Raw genomic sequence first — 17,748 nt, forward strand, 5'->3', positions numbered from 1 at the left:
CGTGGAGGGTTCGGGCACCGAGTGGCTCGGATGTTCCGCGCTCCTGCCGAAGTCCCCGGATATCCGGGGACTTCGGGCACAACGCGGTCGTGGTGACGCACCACGTACGTCACCACGACCGCACAACCGTCCGGCGGGCCGACCGGGCACGCCGACGTGGTGGCACGATGGCGCGCATGAGCACCGCAGCCGATGCCCTCGCCCGCTGGCACGCCGTCGTCGCGAGCCGCGACGCCGCGGGCCTGCCGGCGCTGGTCGCCGACGACGCCGTCTTCCGCAGCCCGGCCGTCCACGCGCCGCAGGAGGGCCGCGACACGGTCGTGGGCTACCTCACCGCCGCCTTCACGGTGCTCGGGCCCGAGCTGACCTACGAGCGGGAGTGGCTCGGCGACGACTCGGCGGTGCTGGAGTTCCGCACCCGGGTCGGGGGCTACGACGTCTCCGGGATCGACATGATCACCTGGGACGCCGACGGCCGGATCGTCGACTTCACCGTGATGGTGCGGCCGAAGCGGGCGCTCGACGCCGTCGTCGAGCACATGGGCGCCGAGCTCCTGCGGATGCTGGAGGCGGCGCCCCGGTCCTGACCCCTACGCCGTCACGGCGCGGCGGCGGACCACGCGGTCCAGGATGCCGAGGGTGGCGCGCAGCTCGGCCTGGCCCACGACCGGGAAGATCGGGCGCCACTTCTCGCCGACCTGCGACCAGTCGTAGACCGACGTGACCCACGTGCCCGGCCGGCCCTCGACCTCGCCCGGCTCGAGGACGTAGCCGTAGGTGTGGCCGATCGGCGGCTGGATGGTCCCGTCGATCCACCAGGCGATCTCGCGGTCGTGCTCGTAGCGGTCGATGACCACCTCGACGTCGTAGCGGCCCATCGGGTAGTCGCCCTTGGCCTCCCGGTCCATGTGGACGGTGAAGCGGTCGCCCACCGCCCCGACGGGCTCCCCCTCCGCCGCCTGGAGCATCCCGGAGGCGTCGATGTCGACCTGGCCCTCCGGGTCGCGCAGCACGGCGAACACGTCGGCCGGCGCGGCCTCGATGAACCGGCGGGCGGTCAGCTGGTCGGTCGCCTGGTCGGTCGCCTGGTCGGTCGCCTGGTCTTCCATGCGACCACCCAACCACGGGTCAGCGCGGACGCTGCTCCACGAGGCCGACGAGGTTGCCCTCGGGATCGGTGAAGAACGCCATCCACTCGTCGGTGCCCGCCGGTCCGAGCGTGTCGTCGTCGTGCCCGAAGATCACGTGCGGCTCCGAGGTCACCTCGAGTCCCTTGCCGCGCACCCACGCCACGGACGCCTCGATGTCGTCGACGGCGAGGTAGACGAGCGCGCTCGGGGCGCCGCGGTCGAGCAGGAGACGGACGCCGTCGAGGTCGAAGAAGACCAGACCGGGCGGGTCGAACGTCGCCGCGGGCTCGACCCCGAGCAGCTCGGCGTAGAAGGACGAGGCGGCGGCGAGGTCGGTCGCGCGCTGGGCGACCTGCACGAGACGGGGCACGGCGCCAGTGTCCTGCGCCGCCGCGCCGTTGCCTAGAACCCCCTAGAACCAGGAGCCGCGCCCGCCGCCGTAGAAGTCACCGAACTGCTCGCGGTAGGACGCCCCGGGGCCGCGGGAGCCGAGGTAGGACCCGACGACCGCCGCGCCGAGGTCGTCGAGCTCCGGGCTCACCATGCGCCCGTCGACCCGGCGCGCCATCGAGTCGATGAAGCGGGCCAGGCCCGGGTCCTCGCCGAGCCGGAAGAACGTCACCTGCGCCCCGAGGCGGGCCGCGGCGTCGAGCTCGCGCACCGAGTGGGCGATGGTCAGCGGGTGGGGCGGGTAGGAGAACCAGACCTCGCCGTCGGCCTCGAGGTGGGAGGTCGGCTCACCGTCGGTGACCACCAGCAGCACCGGCTGGGCGTTGGGGTGCTTGCGGAAGAACCGGTTGGCGAGCAGCAGCCCGTGGTGCAGGTTGGTGCCCTTCTCCCACCGCGCGTCGAGCGCGGTCAGCTCCTCGATCTCCATCACCTGGGCGTGGCGCCCGAAGGCGATGAGCTGCAGGTCGTCGCCGCGGAAGCGCGAGCGCACCAGCTGGTGGAGCGCGAGTGCGGTGCGCTTCATCGGCACCCACCGCCCGTCCATCGCCATGGAGAACGACGTGTCGACCAGCAGTGCGACGGCCGCCTGGGTGCGGGCCTCGGTCTCGGTGACCTCGATGTCGTCGATCGCGATCCGCACCGGCGACGCACCCCTCTGGCGCAGCACCGCGTTGGCGATCGTGCGGGGCACGTCCCACGGCTCGGTGTCGCCGAACTCCCAGCGCCGGGTCGACCCGGTCGCCTCCCCCGCCAGGCCGGTCGACCGGGTCTCGCGCGCCCCCGCCCGTCCGCTCATCCGCTCGGCGACGTCGCGCAGCAGCGCCTTGCCGAGCTGGCGCATCGCCTTGGGCGAGAGCCGCAGCTCGCCGTCGGACCCGCGCTTGAGGTAGCCGCTGTCGCGCAGCGCCCGCTCGAGGTCCTGCAGCGTCTTCGCCTGGACGGCGGCGTCCTGGCCGAGCTGGCGAGCGAGGGCGTCGAGGTCGACGTCGTCCATCCGCGCGCCGCGGTGCGACTGGGCGAGCTGGTCGGCGAGGGCGTCGAGCTGGGCGAGGTCCTGGAGCGCGCCGGTGCCGTCGCCGAGACCGAGCCCGTCCTGGCCCTGGAAGCCCTCCGAGCCCGACCAGTCCTCACCCGGGCGCAGGGACTGGAGGTTCGCGTCCATGCGCGCGAGCTGCTCCATCAGCTGCGGGGAGCCGAACGCCTGCTGCGAGAGCTCCATGAGCTCCTGGCGCTGCTCGGGCGTCATCGAGTTCATCATCCGCTGCGCCGCGGCCGCGCGCTGCGCGAGCGAGTCGAGCAGCTCGTCCATGTCCTTCGGCTGCTCCGGGAAGAAGTCGCCGTGCTTGTCCATGAAGTCGGCGAACTCCTCGTCGCTGACCCCCTCGGCGGCGTGCTTCTCCAGCAGGTCGTTGAGGTCGGACAGCATGTCCTGCACGGCCTGGCGGTCCTCGTCGGTGGCGCCCTCGAGCGCCTGCTTCATCCCTGCGAAGCGCTGGTCGAGGAGCTCGCGGCCGAGGAGGTCCTTGATCTGCTCGTAGGCCTCCCGCGCCTCCGACGACTGCCAGTCGTAGGACGACAGCTCTCCGACCGCGGCCGCGGTCGAGGTGGGCAGGTTGTCGAGCATGAGCTCGCGGAAGGCGCGGTCGCCGTCGTCCATCGTGATGTCGCGCGCGAGCTGGCCGCGCTCGGCGAGCACGGCCTGGTCGAGCAGCTCGCGCACCTCGCGCATGGTCCCGTCGAGGTCGTGACGCTGCAGGATGTCGCGGCGCTTCTCCGCCACCCGCCGCGCGAGCTCGTCGAGCCCGGCCTGGTCGCTGCCGCCGCGGCGCAGGAACTCGCGCATCGCGTGCTCGGGGCTGTAGCCGGCCATCACGTCCTGGCCGATGGCGTCCAGCGCCTCGGCGAGGTCGACCGGCGGCGCGAGCGGGTCGCCGCCGTCGTACTTCCGGAACCTGCTCATCGGAGCCTCTTCACCATCCACACGTCGTCGGGCCACGCCCGGTCGCCGATCCGCTCGGCCTCGGTGAACCCGCGCGCGGCGTAGAACCTGAACGCCTGCTCGTTGCCCTCGACGACCTCCAGCCACAGCTCGTCGCCCTCGACGAGGGCCTCGACCTCGGCGAGCAGCCGGCTGCCGATCCCGCGGCCGTGGTGGTCGGGGTGGACGTAGAGCTTCCACATCACCTCGCGCTCCCCCGCGACGTGGGGGAACTCGCGGTGCGAGCGCGAGAGCAGCCCGAAGGCCGCCATCGCCACCACCTCGCCGTCGCACTCCGCGACGAGGTGGGTGTTGACCGCCAGCGAGGCCTCGAACCGCTCCGGCACCCACCACTCGTCGAGCATCCGCTGGGCGTACGCCGCGTCGATGGGACCGTAGGTCGGCGGCACGACCGCCTCGCCGAGCGCCCGGAAGGCCGGGACGTCGGCGGTGGTCCCGCGCCGGTAGGTCAGCAGGGAGGCTCGCTGCGCCCGCTCCTCGACCGCCGAGGTTAGATCAGCCATAGACGGTCTCCCCCGCGTCGGAGTCCTTGCCGATGCGCCGGGCGAGGTAGAGCCCCTCCAGCGCGAGCTCGATGGCGGCGGCCCGCTCGCCGTCGTCGGTCGCACCGAGCCGGTCGCAGATTTGGTCGTAGAGGTCGGACTCGCCCAGCACCGGCAGCCCGGCGAGGAAGTCGCGCGCGCCCACGCGGGCACCGGTGGCGACCATCGCGCCCTCCTCGATCGCCTCGACGAGCAGCCGCAGGTCGATGCCGGCGAGGTGCGCGCGCACGGTCTCGGCGATCGCGGTGCGCAGCAGGTGGGTGAGGATCTCGGCCTCGCGGCCCTCCTCCCCGGTCTCGAACTCGATCTTGCCGCCGAGCACGTCGACGGCCGTCTCGAGGTCGACCACGCGGGCCACGGCCCGGTCCTCGCCCTGGGTGGTGGCACGGTGGAGGGCGGCCGCGGCGATGGTCTCGGCCCCGGCGATCGCGAAGCGCGCGCTGACGCCCGAGCGCTGGTCGACCGACTGCGACTCACGCAGCTGGCGGGTGAAGCGGGCGAGCACCTCGAGCAGGTACGCCGGCACCTCGGCGACCAGGTCGGCCTCCTGCTCGATGACGGCCATCTCCTGCTCGACCTCGCGGGGGTAGTGGGTGCGGATCTCGGCCCCGAACCGGTCCTTGAGCGGGGTGATGATCCGGCCGCGGTTGGTGTAGTCCTCGGGGTTGGCGCTGGCCACGACGAGCACGTCGAGCGGCAGCCGCAGCACGTAGCCGCGGATCTGGACGTCGCGCTCCTCCATCACGTTGAGCATCGCGACCTGGATCCGCTCGGCCAGGTCGGGCAGCTCGTTGATCGCGACGATCCCGCGGTGGCTGCGCGGGATCAGCCCGAAGTGGATGGTCTCCGGGTCGCCGAGGTGGCGGCCCTCGGCGACCTTCATCGGGTCGACGTCGCCGATCAGGTCGGCGACCGAGGTGTCGGGCGTGGCGAGCTTCTCGGCGTACCGCTCGTCGCGGTGGCGCCACGAGATGCGCAGGTCGTCGCCGTAGGTCTCCGCGGCCTGCCGGGAGGCGACCGTGATCGGGTCGTAGGGGTGCTCGCCGAGCTCGGAGCCGGAGATCACCGGCGTCCACTCGTCGAGCAGCGCCACCAGGGAGCGCAGCAGGCGGGTCTTGCCCTGGCCGCGCTCGCCGAGCAGCACGATGTCGTGCCCGGCGAGCAGCGCGCGCTCGACCTGCGGGATGACGGTGTCCTCGAAGCCGTGCAGCCCGGGCCACGGGTCCTCGCCGGCGGCGAGCAGGGCCAGGAGGTTGTCGCGGATCTCCACCCGCAGGGGCTTCAGCTCGTGCCCGCTCGCGCGGAGCTGGCCGAGGGTGCTCGCCTCGGGGTGCGGGGACGGGTGGGACGTCTGGTGGGACGTCGGGTCGGACGTCTGCTGGGGGTCGTGCGGCTGGGTCAGGTCGCTCACGTCCTCCACGCTAGACCGGGCCGTCAACGTGGAGCGCGCTCGAAGTACGGGCGCCGGCCGTCGGCAGCGGGCAGGATGGGGCCCATGTTCCCGGTCGTGCTGGTGCTGTTCCTCGTGCTCATGGTGCTCGCGCTGCCCGCGGCGTACGGCCTCGGGCGCAGCTCGGTGCTCGTGCCGCCGGACCGCGCCGGGGAGATCGCCGAGCGCGACCGCTTCATCGGCCGGCTGCGCGACCTGGCCGAGCAGCACCGGGAGACCTCCCCGGAGCTGGCGGCGCTGGTCATCGACGAGGTCGACCACCGGCGGGCCGTGGAGGGCGAGCGCCCCGAGTCCTTCGGGCCGTTCTCCGACCCGCGCACCTGGGGTCCGGACGGCCCCGAGGGACCCACGGCCTGAACCGGGCCACCGACCCCACGGGTCGGGACCTTGGACCCTGCCCCGGTCCCCCGTCGGCGAGCCACGCTGGGGGCATGCACACGACCCACGACCTGACCCGGGAGGACTGCGCGCGCCTGCTCGGCGCCGGGGTCGTCGGGAGGGTGGCCATCAGCACGCCGAACGGCCCGCACATCGTCCCGGTCAACTACTCCGTCCACGACGAGTCCGTCCTGGTCCGCACCACCGCCTACAGCCTGCTCGGCACCTACGGTCGCGACGCGTGGCTGTGCTTCGAGATCGACCACCTCGACCACGAGCACGAGAGCGGCTGGAGCGTCGCGGTGCGGGGGCGCGCCACCTTCGTCACCGACCTCGACGAGCTCGCCTCGCTCGGCCGTGGCTGGGGGCCCCGGCCCTGGGCGGCCGGGCAGCGCACCCTCGTCGTGCGCATCCCCTGGACCGAGGTGACCGGACGACGGCTGGGCGCCGGCGCCGACCCCTCGCAGCACCTGCCGGTCCAGCGCCCCGCCTGACCGGGACCGCCGGGGTGGTCCACACTGGGCCCGTGACACAGCCCGACCTCGGTGCCGATGCACGCTCCCTGCTGCGAGCGGTGTCGGCGATCGCCAGCGACCTCGACCTCGACCTCGCCCTGACCCGCATCGTGGAGGCGGCGACGACGCTCACCGGCGCGCGCTACGGCGCTCTCGGCGTGCTCGGGCGTGACGGCAACCTCTCCGAGTTCGTGACGACCGGCCTGGACGAGCGGACGCGGAAGATGATCGGCGACCTGCCCCACGGTCGCGGCATCCTCGGGGTGATCATCGACGACCCGTCCGGCCTGCGCCTGGCCGACCTGTCCGCCCACCCGAGGTCGGTCGGGTTCCCGCCGAACCACCCGCCGATGACCAGCTTCCTCGGCATGCCCGTACGGATCCGCGGCACGGTCTTCGGCAACCTCTACCTCACCGAGAAGGCGGGCGGTGGGCCGTTCACCGAGGACGACGAGCTCCTCGTCGAGGAGCTGGCGCGCACCGCCGGGTACGTCGTGAGCAACGCCCGCTCCTTCGCCCTCAGCGAGCGTCGCCGGCAGTGGCTCGAGGCCTCGGCCGACCTCGCCGAGCTGCTGCAGCCCCCGGTGGACGACCTGCGCGGGGCTCTGCACCACGTCGTCACGACCGCGCGGCAGGTCTCCCAGGCACGCGCGGTGGCTCTGTGGTCCTCCTCCGGCGCCGACCACGACACGGTGAGCGTCGGCCAGGACGCCGACCGCGCGTGGGTGCTCGACGTCCTCGCCCGCGCCCGCCCGGAGGTCGAGGTGGGGCCGAGCAGCCCGGTCTCCACCGTGGTGGTGGACGACGTGCCGCTCGTCGTGGTGCCGCTGCGCTCCCACCTCGCCCCGGTGACCGCGCTCGTGGCGGTCTCGCGGCCGGGCGCGGCGCTGCTCGACGTCCAGGACCTCGACCTCTTCGCCGGCTTCGCCGACCAGGTGGCGCTCTCCCTCGACCGCACCCAGGCCCTCGCCGACCGCCAGGAGCTGGCGCTGATCTCCGACCGCGAGCGGATCGCGCGCGACCTGCACGACATCGTCATCCAGCGGCTGTTCGCCACCGGCCTCCAGCTGCAGGGCGTCGCCGCGATCGCCGGCGCCGGGGCGGTCACCGAGCGGCTCGACGCCGCCGTGTCCGACCTCGACGACACCATCAAGGCGATCCGCGGCACCATCTTCGAGCTGCAGGACCGGCGCGGCGACTCGCTGCGCGCCGCGGTCCGCAAGCTCGCCAAGGAGTACGTCCCGGTGCTGGGGTTCACCCCCGTGGTCCGCACGTCGGGACCCCTCGACTCTGCCGTGCCGCTCGAGCTCGGGTCGCAGCTGGTCGCGGTGCTGCGCGAGGCGATGTCCAACGTCGCGCGCCACGCCCTGGCCGACAGCGCCGAGGTCGACGTCACCGTCACCGCGGACTGGCTCGAGCTCCGCGTCGTCGACGACGGGGTGGGGCTCTCCGAGGAGGCGCCGCTGAGCGGTCTGCGCAACGCCCGCCGCCGAGCCGACGACCTCGGCGGCACCCTGGAGGTGTCCCGGGTCGGGGAGCGCGGCACCGTCCTGGTCTGGCGCGTCCCGCTCGGCTGACGCGCCGGCCCGGACGCGCGGAAGGGCCCGACGCCGCGGACGGCGTCGGGCCCCTGGGACTCGGTGTCAGCGCAGGACCGGGTGCTCCTGCACCACGTCCTGGCGCTGCCACCAGCGACCCAGCCCCCAGGTGGTGCCGGCCGCGCCGAGGGCGAGGACCGCCATCACGATGATGCCGACGAGGTGGTCGTCGACGACGGGGTTGTTCTCCAGCGGCAGCGAGGCGGCGTACATGAAGGCGTACATCAGCGCGCCGGCCGCGGCGCCGATCCGCATCCCCACGCCCAGCAGCAGGGTCACGCCGATGCCGAGGAGCCCGGCCATGAACAGCCAGTCCACCCAGGCGTGGCCCGCGAGCGAGGCGAAGAACCCGTGGAACGGGTTGTCGGCCGGGACCCCGAAGGTGAGGAACCCCTCGGTGGGGCTGCCGCCGTTGACCCACGCCGCCGGTCCGAACCGGTCCAGGGTGCCGCTCTGGTCGTAGCCGGTGTGGAAGCCCAGCGCGAACGCCTTGTCGAGGAACGCCCACAGGAAGGTCACCCCGTAGGCGATCCGCAGCGTGGCCAGGGCCCGGTCGAACCAGGCGTGGTGGTCGTGGTCGTGCGTCTCGATGGCAGGCGCGGCGGCCTGTCCCACCACGGGTGCCGTGTCGGTGACGCCCTCGCTGCGGTGGCGATGGATGACGCTCATCGTCATCCCCTCCTTCGGTGGTGTGGTTCTTCCGGTCACCACCAGACTCCCGCGATCGCCGCGTGCAGGTCAGGGCCCGCAGTCACGTGCGCGAGGGACCAAGGTCCCGTCTCGGGCGCTCAGCTCCGGTCGGGGCCGGCGAGGAGCTTCGAGGCCAGCACCGCGGCCTGCGTGCGGCGCTCGAGGCCGAGCTTGCTCAGGATGCTCGAGACGTAGTTCTTGACCGTCTTCTCGGCCAGGAACATCCGCTCGGCGATCTGGCGGTTGGTCAGCCCCTCGGCGATGTGGCCGAGCAGCACCCGCTCCTGCTCGGTGAGGGAGGCGAGCTCGTCGGGCGTCCCGGGCCCGCGGCGGATGCGCTCGAGCACGGTCGCGGTCATCGCCGGGTCGATGAGGGACTTGCCGGCCGCGACGTGGCGCACCGCGGCGACGAGGTCGGAGCTGCGGATCTCCTTCAGGACGTAGCCCGAGGCGCCGGCCATGATCGCGGCGAAGAGCGCCTCGTCGTCGTCGTAGGAGGTGAGGATCAGGGCGTTGATCGAGGGGTCGACCGCCCGCACCGTGCGGCACACCTCGATCCCGGAGCCGTCGGGCAGACGCGCGTCGAGCACGGCGACGTGGGGGCGCAGCGCCGGGATCCGGGCGCTCGCCTCGGTCGCGGTGCCGGCCTCCCCGACGACCTCGATGTCGTCCTGCTGCTCGAGCAGGAAGCGGAGCCCCTGACGCACCACGTCGTGGTCGTCGAGGAGGAAGACGCGGATCGTGTCGGCCATGGGGCTCATTCCACCAGAACCGGCGCGCGGTCGTCGTGCCTCACCCGAGGTCGAGGTGCATCACGTGCAGGCCGACGCGCCCGTGGGTCGCGCTGTCGAACGCCGCGGGCACGGTGCCGACGATGCCGAACCCGAGGTCCTCCCAGAGCCGCACGGCGACGGCGTTGGTCTCGACGACGGCGTTGAACTGGATCGCCGCGAACCCCTGGTCGCGATGCCACTGCACGACGTGCTCACCGAGCCGGCGCCCGACCCCGCGACCGCGCGCCGCCGCGTCGACCATGAACGACGCGGTGCCGACGTGAGAGCCTCGACCGGGCCGGTTCGGTCCCATCTTCGCCGAGCCCACCACGGCGCCGTCCTCCTCGACGACCACCACGTGGCTGCCGTCGAACCACCAGCCGCGCGCCTGCTCGGCGGTGGCCCCCAGCGGGTAGGCGTAGGTGTCACCGGCCTCGACCACGTCGCGCCAGAACGGCCAGATCGCCGGCCAGTCCGCCTCGGTCGCCGTCCGGATGCTCATACGTCGGTCGCGCCGTCGATCGACTGGCGGAGGAGGTCGGCGTGGCCGGCGTGGCGGCAGTACTCCTCGACCATGTGAACGAGCACCCAGCGCAGGGTGACCGTCTCCCCCTTGGCCGGGTCGCGGGGCCGCGCCACCTGCTGGTCGAGCCCGCGGCCGTCGGCCAGGGCGGCGTCCAGGCAGCGGTCGGAGCGCTCGATCGCCTCCACCAGGAGCGCGTCGAGCTCGGCGTGCGCCGCACCCGAGGCGCTGTGCCAGTCCCAGTCGGGGTCGTCGTCCCAGGGCGCGGTGTCCCACGGGGGCGAGGGCTCGCGGGCGGCGAGGTTGTAGGAGAACCAGTAGTCCTCCACGAACGCGAGGTGCTTGAGCATCCCGCCGAGCGTGAGGTCGCTCGGGGGCAGCGCCTGGTCGAGCTGGGCGTCGGTGAGGCCGGAGGCCTGCATCCGGAGCGTGGCGCGGTAGTGGTCGAGGAAGGCCCGCAGCATCCCGACCTCGTCACTGGCGGCGGGCGGGTGGGTGCGCTCGATCGTCATGGCCCGCACGCTAGTGGGCGCGCGTGCGGGCCGGACAACGCATTTCGCTCAGAGCGCGGGGCCCTGGCCGCGGAGCTTGTCGACCTCGGCCATCGCCTCGCGGAGCTGGTCCAGCCACTCCTCGGCGTGCTGGCCGACCAGCCGCACCGACCACGCCAGCGCGTCGGAGCGCGAGCGGGCCACGCCGGCGTCGACCAGCGTGTCGAGCACCTGCCGCTCCGGCTGGCGCAGCCGGGTCATCACCGGCGCGGCCACGTGGGTGAACAGCGCCTCGGTGTCGCCCAGGCGTGCGCCCCACGACACCTTCCGCTCGTAGCGCGCCTGCGCCTCCAGCGCGATCTCGATGCGCTCGACCTTCGTCTCGGCGCGGAACCGGCTGATCCGGCCTTCCGCCTCGGCGCCGTCGGCCTCCTCGTCCAGGGTGCCGACGACCGTGATCTCCTCACGGTCCACGCTCACCCTGACGTCGCGGAACCACCCCTCGGGCAGGCGTCCGCGGAACCAGTCGGCCGCGTCGTCGGCCGGTGGGAGGTCGGCGACCTGCCACCCGCCGCGGCGCCCGCGCTCGCTGCGCTCGCTGCGCTCGTGCCCTCGCCCACGGCCGCGGCGGCCGCGACCCGCGTCGTCGTTCTTGTTCTCGGTCATCGTCGACCCTTTCTGTTGCGGTGATTACATCATTACACCGTTGGGCAAACACGTCCACGGAGTTGCCCCCGTCCCGCTAGCCTCGAGCCGTGACGGCCTCCTGCCCCTGCGGCTCCGGTGCGGCGTACGACGACTGCTGCGGCCCCCTGCTCGCCAACCGCGTGCAGGCCGCGAGCCCGGAGCAGCTGATGCGCTCGCGCTACACCGCGTTCGTGCGGCTCGACGCCGACCACCTCTTCCGCACCTGGCACCCGCGCACGCGACCCGACGACGTCGCCCCCGACCCGGCCACCCGCTGGAAGGGCCTCGAGGTGCTGGCCGCCGAGGGCGACACGGTCGAGTTCGTGGCGTCGTGGCAGGGCGGGTCGATGCACGAGGTGAGCCGGTTCGAGCAGCGGGCCGGCCGGTGGCTCTACGTCGACGGAGTCGTCAGTCGAGGGGCGTGAAGTCGCCCATCGAGATGCCGCTCCCGCAGTCGACCGTGCCCCCGCCGCAGCTCGTCTCGATCATCGTCGGGAAGCCCCAGCGAGGGTCGTAGGTGATCGTCGTCGAGCCGCTGGACAGCCACGGGTCCGCGTGCGCCGCGACGTCGAACAGGTCGTCGACCGTCCTGACGTCGGCGGGGTCGGGGTCGTCGCACCCGGCCTCGGTGGCGACCGCGTCGACCACGGCGCCGTCCCGGACGGTGACCCGCACCGGGCAGTAGGTGCACATGCCGCTGCACGAGGAGAGCGTGTACGAGTACGACGCCGGCTGCCGGCTCTCCCAGAGGTCCTCCGCCGCCCGCCGCTCGGCCGAGCGGCTGAGCACGAGCCACGTGCCGCACGCGAGGACGACGAGGGCGGCCATGACGGCGAGCACCGCGGTCGCCCGCCTGTCCTCCTGCGACATCACGGGCGTGCTCCCGGCAGGTCGACCCACCGCTCGCCCACGACCGCGGGCACGGCGGCACCACCGGTCGCGGCCGCCACCTCCGCACGGAGCTCGTCGACCCGGTCGGCGGGTGCTGCGAGCAGCAGCCGGACCTGCTCCGCGTGGGTCGCCCCGAGCACGGTCACCCCGCGCCCCCGCAGGTCGCCCTCGACCCGGCCGGCGTCGGCGTGGTCGAGTTCGAGCGCGAGCTCGGTCAGCAGCGACCGGCGCAACGTGACGGCCCCGGCGAGCGCGGCGCGCACCGCGTCGCCGTACGCCCGGACCAGCCCCCGGCGCCCAGCAGCGTGCCGCCGAACCACCGGCTCACCACGGCCGCGACGTCGCTCACGTCCGCGCCGCGCAGCACCTCGAGCATCGGCGCCCCGGCCGTCCCGGCCGGCTCGCCGTCGTCGGAGGAGCGCTGCACCTCGCCCCGCGGACCCAGCACGAAGGCCGAGCAGTGGTGCCGGGCACCGGCGTGCTCGCGACGCAGCCGGGCGACCAGCTCGCGCGCGCCGTCCTCGTCGGGGACCCGCGCCAGGTGGCACACGAAGCGCGACCCGCGGTCCTCCACCACCCCCGTCGTGTCACCCGCGAGCGTGAGGTAGGACGTCACGCCCGTGTGCCGTCGGCCGCGGCCGGCGTCGGTCCTGCGGCGTCCTCGGCGACGGGCGTCGCCCTGGCGGCCGATCCCCCGGCCGGCCCTCCGGCCGGCTTCTCGACCGGGTTCTCCCTGGGGTCCTCGGCCTGCCCCTCCGCCGGCTTCTCGGCCGGCCCCGGGTCCCAGCGCACGACGACCTTCTCGAAGCCCTTGTGGCGCTGCATCCGGGCGTAGGAGGCGTACGCGCGCTTGTCGGCCTCGGTGAGCCGGACGTTGTCGGTGAACGGGGTCAGCAGCGCCCGCGGCCACAGCCGGCGGGCGAGGACGACGTTGACCTCGGTGGCCAGGACCGCCATCACCGAGCCGATCCACAGGAAGCCGACCAGCCCGAGGACCAGGCCGAAGGTCTTGGTCATCGAGGAGGTGTTGACCAGGGTGCGGTCGACGTAGGCCGCACCGCCGAGCTGGAGCAGCTGCCACAGCACGGCGAGGGTGAAGCCTCCGGGCGCGGCCCGCCAGAACGAGTGCTGCCCGGTGGCGGCGAAGCGGAAGAGGTAGGTCAGGCCGGTGCCGACGACCAGCACGGTCAGCACCGGCAGCAGCTGCTTGATCCCGCCGCCGATGACCTCGGTGAACACGTCGGTGGTGCTCGCGACGGTGGAGACGACGGTGACCGCGAGGAGCAGCATGCCGGCGGTCAGCAGCAGGATGAGGGTCTTGACGCGGGCGTAGAACGGGTTGGGGCGGCTGTTGCGCGGCACCGACCAGGCGACGTGCTGGGTGTTCTGCAGCGCCTGCCCGAGCCCCATCGCGCCGTAGAGGGCGGCGAGCGCCCCGATGACCACACCGGACACCGACCCCTGCAGGCCCTGGGGCCGGCCCAGCTCGTCGCCGATGATGGGGAACTGCGCGAGCGCCGAGTTGAGGATCTGCTCCTGCCAGTGCGGCTCCCCGCGCAGGATCAGCCCGAGGATCGAGGTTCCGAGCAGCATCAGCGGGAAGATCGCGATGAAGGCGTAGTAGGTCATCGCCGAGGCGAGGTAGGGCCCTTGGTCGTCGAAGTACTTGTAGACGACCGCGATCGGGAACCCCAGCACGGGATGACGGCGCTGGAACCCATCGACTGCCGACACCGCTCCCACGAGGTGGAGGCTACCGCCCCGGCCCTCGCCGGGCCCTCACCACCAGCCGAGCAGCCCGCCGCCGAGTCGTACGACGAATCCCGAGACCACCAGCAGGAAGAAGGCGCGGACGAACCGGGCGCCGCGCGCCATCGCCACGCGGGCACCGAGGTAGCCGCCGGCGACGTTGGCCGCGGCCATCGGCAGGGCGAGCTGCCACAGCACCGCTCCCTGCGGCACGAACACGACCAGGGCCGCGAGGTTGGTGGCCCAGTTCGCGAGCTTGGCCTTGGCCGAGGCCTCGAGGAAGTTGTAGCCGAGCAGGCCGACCAGCGCGAAGACCAGGAACGAGCCGGTGCCCGGGCCGATCGCGCCGTCGTAGAAGCCGATCGTCACCCCGGTCAGGGCGACCACCGCCACGTGCCGCCCGCCCTGGAAGCGCAGCCGGGTCAGCTCGCCGACGCCGGGCTTGAACCAGACGTACGCGCCGACCAGCACCAGCACGACCAGGATGATCGGGTCGAACGCGCTGCGCGGCAGCCGCGAGGCCACCAGCGCACCGCCCGCCGAGCCCAGCCCCGCCGCCAGCATCAGCGGCAGGAACGTGCGCGGGTCGGGGCGGATCCGGCGGACGTAGGTCGCCGCGCTGATCGAGGTGCCGCAGAACGAGGCGAGCTTGTTGGTCGCCGCGACCTGCACGACCGCAGCCCCGGGCAGCCCGATCAGCAGCGCGGGCAGCTGCACCAGGCCGCCACCCCCGACCACGGCGTCCACGAAGCCGGCCACCAGCGCGGCGAGCACGAGGAAGCCGACGACCTCGAGGGAGAGGTCACTCACGACGCCACCGCGGACACGTCAGCCGGCGCTCGTGTCGTCCCTGCGGAACTCCTGCGCCACCACGGCGTCGTAGCCGGTCGGGTAGATCGCGCTGAGGCCCGGGCACTCGAACTGCTGGGACTGGTCCTTGGCCATCTTCGGCGCCGAGCAGTTGACCGTCGCGAGGGGCGAGCCGTCCTGGGAGAACACGATCTCGAAGAGCGCGCTGCGCTCCTCGTCGGCGTGGTTGGTGATCGTGCCCTTGACCTCGGGCGTCGTCACCTCCTCGCCGCCGGCCGAGCGCTTGATCGCCTCGAGCGTCCAGCCGTCGTCGATGGTGTAGTCGCCCCACGAGAACGCCTTGCCGACCTCGACCTCGACCGGGTCGGTGCTCGTCACGACGTCGTCGCCACCACCGCACGCCGTCAGCCCGCCCGCGAGGGCGAGGGTGACGACGGCGCCGGCCAGCAGCCGACGGGCACTCACGGTGCGGCCACGAAGGTCAGCAGGTCCTGGCGGGTCAGCACGCCGATCGGCTTGCCGTCCTCGTGCACGAGCACGGCGTCGGCCTCGGCCAGCAGCGCGACCGCGTCGGTGGCGGCCTCGCTCGAGCCGATCGTCGGCAGCGGCCCCGACATGTGGTCCTCGACCTGGTCGGTGAGCTTGGCGGTGCCGGCGAACAGGGCGTCGAGCAGGGTGCGCTCGGAGACCGACCCGGCCACCTCCGCCGCCACGATCGGCGGCTCGGCGCGCACGACGGGCATCTGCGAGACGCCGTACTCCTGGAGGATGTGGACGGCCTCGGCGATCGTCTCGCCCGGGTGCGTGTGGACCAGGTCGGGCAGCCGGCCGGACTTGCCGCGCAGCACCTCGCCCACCGAGCGGTGGTCGTCCTGGGCGCCGGTGGCGAAGCCGTACTGGGCCAGCCAGTCGTCGTTGAAGATCTTGGTGAGGTAGCCGCGACCGGAGTCGGGCAGCAGCACCACCACGACGGCGTCGGTGCGGCCCTCCTCGGCCAGCTCCTGCGCGACCTGGCGCGCGGCCCACGCGGCCATGCCGCACGACCCGCCGACCAGCAGCGCCTCCTCGCGGGCCAGGCGGCGGGTGAAGGCGAAGGAGTCGGCGTCGGAGACCTCGATGACGCGGTCGGCGACCGTGCGGTCGTAGGTGTCGGGCCAGAAGTCCTCACCGACGCCCTCGACGAGGTACGAGCGGCCGGTGCCTCCGGAGTAGACCGAGCCCGCCGGATCGGCGCCGATCACCTGGACGTCGGGGTTCTGCTCCTTGAGGTAGCGCCCGACGCCGCTGATCGTGCCGCCGGTGCCCATGCCGCACACGAAGTGGGTGATCCGCCCCTCCGTCTGCGCCCAGATCTCGGGACCGGTGGTCTCGTAGTGCGAGCGCGGGTTGTGCGGGTTGGCGTACTGGTTGGGCTTCCACGCGCCCGGCTGCGAGGCGAGGCGGTCGGAGACGTTGTAGTAGGAGTCGGGGTGCTCGGGAGCGACCGCGGTCGGGCACACCACGACCTCGGCGCCGTAGGCCTTGAGCACGTTGCGCTTGTCGACGCTGACCTTGTCGGGGCACACGAAGACGCACTTGTAGCCCTTCTGCTGGGCCACCATCGCCAGCCCGACCCCGGTGTTGCCGGAGGTCGGCTCGACGATCGTGCCGCCCGGCTGCAGCTCGCCCGACGCCTCGGCGGCCTCGATCATCCGCGTGGCGATCCGGTCCTTCACCGAGCCGCCGGGGTTGAGGTACTCCACCTTCGCCAGGACCAGCGGGCCGTCGGCGGCGGTCTCGGGCAGGTCGAGGGTCCGGCCGAGCCGGACGAGGGGGGTGTTGCCGATCAGGTCGGTGACGGAGTTCGCGTACTGCACCGGGTCAATCTAGCGACCTACCGGCCCGTAACCCCCTTCGGCGGGTGCGTAGCATCGTCGCGTGGGGTCAACGGGAGCAGCACGCAAGCTGGCGTCCGCCGCCGCCCTCGGCGGGGGCGGCCTGTCCGTGCTCGGAGCCGGGCTCTACGGCGTCCTGGTGGCGGAGGCCAGGCTCGCGCGCAAGGTCATCGGCAACGCGACCGACACCCCGCCCGACGCCACCGGCTGGTACGGCCGCGGCCGTCCAGGTCCGGCGATCCGCATCGCGCTCCTCGGTGACTCCAGCGCCGCCGGCTACGGCGTCGAGCGCGTCGAGGGCACCCCGGGCGCGCAGCTCGCCACCAGCGTCGCCGCGGCGGCCGACCGGCGCGTGCACCTGCGCTCCTTCGCGGTCGTCGGCGCCCAGTCCAGCGCCCTGGCCGACCAGGTCGACGCGGCGCTGGGCACCCACCCCGACCTCGCCGTCGTGCTCATCGGCGCCAACGACGTCACCCACACCGTGCTGCCGTCGGCGTCCGTGCGCTACCTCGCCGAGGGCGTACGCCGCCTGCGCGAGGCCGACGTGCGCGTGGTCGTCGGCACCTGCCCCGACCTCGGCACCATCCGCCCGATCCCGCCGCCGCTCAAGCAGGTCGCGCGCGAGTGGTCGCGCCGCCTCGCCGCCGCCCAGACCATCACGGTCGTGGAGAACGGCGGGCGCACCGTGTCGCTCGGCGACATCCTCGGCCCCGAGTTCGACGCGGCCCCGGCCGTCCTGTTCGGCCCGGACCGGTTCCACCCCTCGGCCGACGGCTACGGTCAGCTCGCGTCGGTGCTGGTGCCGTCGTGCCTGGCCGCGCTCGACCTGCTGCCGGCCGACGAGTCGCTGCCCGAGCCGCTGCGCCGCGAGGGCATCCTGCCCGTCGCGGCGGCCGCCGTGCGCGCGGCCCGCACCCCCGGCACGGAGGTCGACGGCACCGAGGTCGGCGGCAACCAGCGCGGCCTCCGTGGCCGCTGGGTCGAGCTGCGCCACCGCCGGCGCCGCCCCTCCACCGACGCCGAGTCGCCCGAGCAGCACGAGGACCACGCGATGGCCGAGGACGGCACCGCCTCCTGACCCCCGCCGTCCCCACGCCCGCCCCGCTCGGTATCTAGGGACGTTCTGGTGGGCGATCGGGCCGTTCTTCCCACCAGAACGTCCCTAGATACCCGGGGGCGGGGGCTCGGAGGCCCCGGT

Annotated in this window: 23 protein-coding genes; 6 read left to right on the forward strand and 17 right to left on the reverse strand. The window is 73.5% G+C overall.

Annotation, left to right across the window (positions count from 1 at the left end; genetic code table 11):
• Window positions 1-176: 176 nt before the first annotated feature.
• Window positions 177-587, forward strand: coding sequence for a nuclear transport factor 2 family protein (locus ACFFJG_RS05595; protein WP_378517612.1), 411 nt, complete (start codon window positions 177-179; stop codon window positions 585-587).
• 3 nt (window positions 588-590) lie between these two features.
• On the opposite strand, the gene ACFFJG_RS05600 is transcribed toward ACFFJG_RS05595, so the two are convergent.
• The 5 genes from ACFFJG_RS05600 to ACFFJG_RS05620 are packed head-to-tail and all read right to left on the reverse strand — an operon-like array spanning window position 591 to window position 5,523.
• Window positions 591-1,109 carry an SRPBCC family protein gene (locus ACFFJG_RS05600; RefSeq protein ID WP_378517613.1) on the reverse strand — a complete coding sequence of 173 codons (519 nt, stop codon included), beginning with the start codon at window positions 1,107-1,109 and terminating at the stop codon, window positions 591-593.
• 19 nt (window positions 1,110-1,128) lie between these two features.
• Window positions 1,129-1,500: a VOC family protein gene (locus ACFFJG_RS05605; protein WP_378517614.1), complete on the reverse strand. Its 372-nt coding sequence runs from the start codon at window positions 1,498-1,500 to the stop codon at window positions 1,129-1,131.
• A gap of 42 nt (window positions 1,501-1,542) precedes the next feature.
• A complete protein-coding gene (locus ACFFJG_RS05610) occupies window positions 1,543-3,540 on the reverse strand; it encodes a vWA domain-containing protein (RefSeq protein WP_378517615.1) in 1,998 nt (665 codons plus the stop codon).
• Complete coding sequence (locus tag ACFFJG_RS05615; RefSeq protein WP_378517616.1) at window positions 3,537-4,082, reverse strand: GNAT family N-acetyltransferase; 546 nt, start codon at window positions 4,080-4,082, stop codon at window positions 3,537-3,539. The genes ACFFJG_RS05610 and ACFFJG_RS05615 overlap by 4 nt, the downstream gene beginning before the upstream one ends.
• On the reverse strand, window positions 4,075-5,523 hold the full coding sequence (locus ACFFJG_RS05620) for a MoxR family ATPase (protein ID WP_446686232.1): 1,449 nt from the start codon (window positions 5,521-5,523) through the stop codon (window positions 4,075-4,077). The genes ACFFJG_RS05615 and ACFFJG_RS05620 overlap by 8 nt, the downstream gene beginning before the upstream one ends.
• A gap of 93 nt (window positions 5,524-5,616) precedes the next feature.
• Between ACFFJG_RS05620 and ACFFJG_RS05625 the strand changes: the two genes are divergently transcribed.
• The 3 genes from ACFFJG_RS05625 to ACFFJG_RS05635 all read left to right on the forward strand — a co-directional run bounded on the left by ACFFJG_RS05625 (window position 5,617) and on the right by ACFFJG_RS05635 (window position 8,041).
• The gene (locus ACFFJG_RS05625) at window positions 5,617-5,928 is read left to right on the forward strand and encodes a hypothetical protein (protein WP_378517617.1); all 312 of its coding nucleotides are present in this window, start codon (window positions 5,617-5,619) and stop codon (window positions 5,926-5,928) included.
• Window positions 5,929-6,002: 74 nt separating this feature from the next.
• The gene (locus tag ACFFJG_RS05630; RefSeq protein ID WP_378517618.1) at window positions 6,003-6,443 is read left to right on the forward strand and encodes a pyridoxamine 5'-phosphate oxidase family protein; all 441 of its coding nucleotides are present in this window, start codon (window positions 6,003-6,005) and stop codon (window positions 6,441-6,443) included.
• A gap of 32 nt (window positions 6,444-6,475) precedes the next feature.
• The gene (locus ACFFJG_RS05635) at window positions 6,476-8,041 is read left to right on the forward strand and encodes a GAF domain-containing sensor histidine kinase (RefSeq protein ID WP_378517619.1); all 1,566 of its coding nucleotides are present in this window, start codon (window positions 6,476-6,478) and stop codon (window positions 8,039-8,041) included.
• A 66-nt stretch (window positions 8,042-8,107) separates the two neighbouring features.
• Here ACFFJG_RS05635 and ACFFJG_RS05640 read toward each other — a convergent pair whose 3' ends face one another.
• The 5 genes from ACFFJG_RS05640 to abmR all read right to left on the reverse strand — a co-directional run bounded on the left by ACFFJG_RS05640 (window position 8,108) and on the right by abmR (window position 11,205).
• Window positions 8,108-8,731 carry a hypothetical protein gene (locus ACFFJG_RS05640; protein ID WP_378517620.1) on the reverse strand — a complete coding sequence of 208 codons (624 nt, stop codon included), beginning with the start codon at window positions 8,729-8,731 and terminating at the stop codon, window positions 8,108-8,110.
• Between the two features lie 119 nt (window positions 8,732-8,850).
• Entirely contained in the window at window positions 8,851-9,504 is a 654-nt protein-coding gene (locus ACFFJG_RS05645; protein ID WP_378517621.1) for a response regulator, read from the reverse strand.
• A gap of 40 nt (window positions 9,505-9,544) precedes the next feature.
• Window positions 9,545-10,027, reverse strand: coding sequence for a GNAT family N-acetyltransferase (locus tag ACFFJG_RS05650; RefSeq protein WP_378517622.1), 483 nt, complete (start codon window positions 10,025-10,027; stop codon window positions 9,545-9,547).
• On the reverse strand, window positions 10,024-10,560 hold the full coding sequence (locus ACFFJG_RS05655) for a DinB family protein (RefSeq protein WP_378517623.1): 537 nt from the start codon (window positions 10,558-10,560) through the stop codon (window positions 10,024-10,026). The genes ACFFJG_RS05650 and ACFFJG_RS05655 overlap by 4 nt, the downstream gene beginning before the upstream one ends.
• 48 nt (window positions 10,561-10,608) lie before the next feature.
• Window positions 10,609-11,205 (reverse strand): ATP-binding transcription factor AbmR, encoded by a 597-nt coding sequence (gene abmR, locus ACFFJG_RS05660; RefSeq protein ID WP_378517624.1) that lies wholly within the window; start codon window positions 11,203-11,205, stop codon window positions 10,609-10,611.
• Between the two features lie 89 nt (window positions 11,206-11,294).
• Here abmR and ACFFJG_RS05665 point away from each other — a divergent pair, with 89 nt between their 5' ends.
• Window positions 11,295-11,651, forward strand: a complete 357-nt coding sequence (locus ACFFJG_RS05665) for a YchJ family protein (RefSeq protein ID WP_378517625.1) — start codon at window positions 11,295-11,297, stop codon at window positions 11,649-11,651.
• Here ACFFJG_RS05665 and ACFFJG_RS05670 read toward each other — a convergent pair.
• From ACFFJG_RS05670 to ACFFJG_RS05700, 7 genes are read right to left on the reverse strand one after another with little or no spacing between them, the layout of a single operon-like run.
• The gene (locus ACFFJG_RS05670; RefSeq protein ID WP_378517626.1) at window positions 11,635-12,096 is read right to left on the reverse strand and encodes a DUF6174 domain-containing protein; all 462 of its coding nucleotides are present in this window, start codon (window positions 12,094-12,096) and stop codon (window positions 11,635-11,637) included. The genes ACFFJG_RS05665 and ACFFJG_RS05670 overlap by 17 nt on opposite strands.
• On the reverse strand, window positions 12,096-12,380 hold the full coding sequence (locus ACFFJG_RS05675; RefSeq protein ID WP_378517627.1) for a DUF1949 domain-containing protein: 285 nt from the start codon (window positions 12,378-12,380) through the stop codon (window positions 12,096-12,098). The genes ACFFJG_RS05670 and ACFFJG_RS05675 overlap by 1 nt, the downstream gene beginning before the upstream one ends.
• Entirely contained in the window at window positions 12,332-12,733 is a 402-nt protein-coding gene (locus tag ACFFJG_RS05680; RefSeq protein ID WP_378517628.1) for an IMPACT family protein, read from the reverse strand. The genes ACFFJG_RS05675 and ACFFJG_RS05680 overlap by 49 nt, the downstream gene beginning before the upstream one ends.
• Window positions 12,730-13,860, reverse strand: coding sequence for a YihY/virulence factor BrkB family protein (locus ACFFJG_RS05685; RefSeq protein WP_378517629.1), 1,131 nt, complete (start codon window positions 13,858-13,860; stop codon window positions 12,730-12,732). Before ACFFJG_RS05685 ends, ACFFJG_RS05680 begins: the two co-directional genes overlap by 4 nt.
• Window positions 13,861-13,896: 36 nt before the next feature.
• Window positions 13,897-14,676 carry a TSUP family transporter gene (locus tag ACFFJG_RS05690; RefSeq protein ID WP_378517630.1) on the reverse strand — a complete coding sequence of 260 codons (780 nt, stop codon included), beginning with the start codon at window positions 14,674-14,676 and terminating at the stop codon, window positions 13,897-13,899.
• 18 nt (window positions 14,677-14,694) lie between these two features.
• Entirely contained in the window at window positions 14,695-15,141 is a 447-nt protein-coding gene (locus ACFFJG_RS05695) for a hypothetical protein (RefSeq protein ID WP_378517631.1), read from the reverse strand.
• Complete coding sequence (locus ACFFJG_RS05700; protein WP_378517632.1) at window positions 15,138-16,532, reverse strand: cystathionine beta-synthase; 1,395 nt, start codon at window positions 16,530-16,532, stop codon at window positions 15,138-15,140. Before ACFFJG_RS05700 ends, ACFFJG_RS05695 begins: the two co-directional genes overlap by 4 nt.
• A 61-nt stretch (window positions 16,533-16,593) precedes the next feature.
• Here ACFFJG_RS05700 and ACFFJG_RS05705 point away from each other — a divergent pair, with 61 nt between their 5' ends.
• Entirely contained in the window at window positions 16,594-17,628 is a 1,035-nt protein-coding gene (locus tag ACFFJG_RS05705) for an SGNH/GDSL hydrolase family protein (RefSeq protein WP_378517633.1), read from the forward strand.
• Window positions 17,629-17,748 lie beyond the last annotated feature (120 nt).

The sequence above is a fragment of the Nocardioides zeicaulis genome, from assembly GCF_042432345.1.
GTDB classification, from domain to species: domain Bacteria; phylum Actinomycetota; class Actinomycetes; order Propionibacteriales; family Nocardioidaceae; genus Nocardioides; species Nocardioides zeicaulis.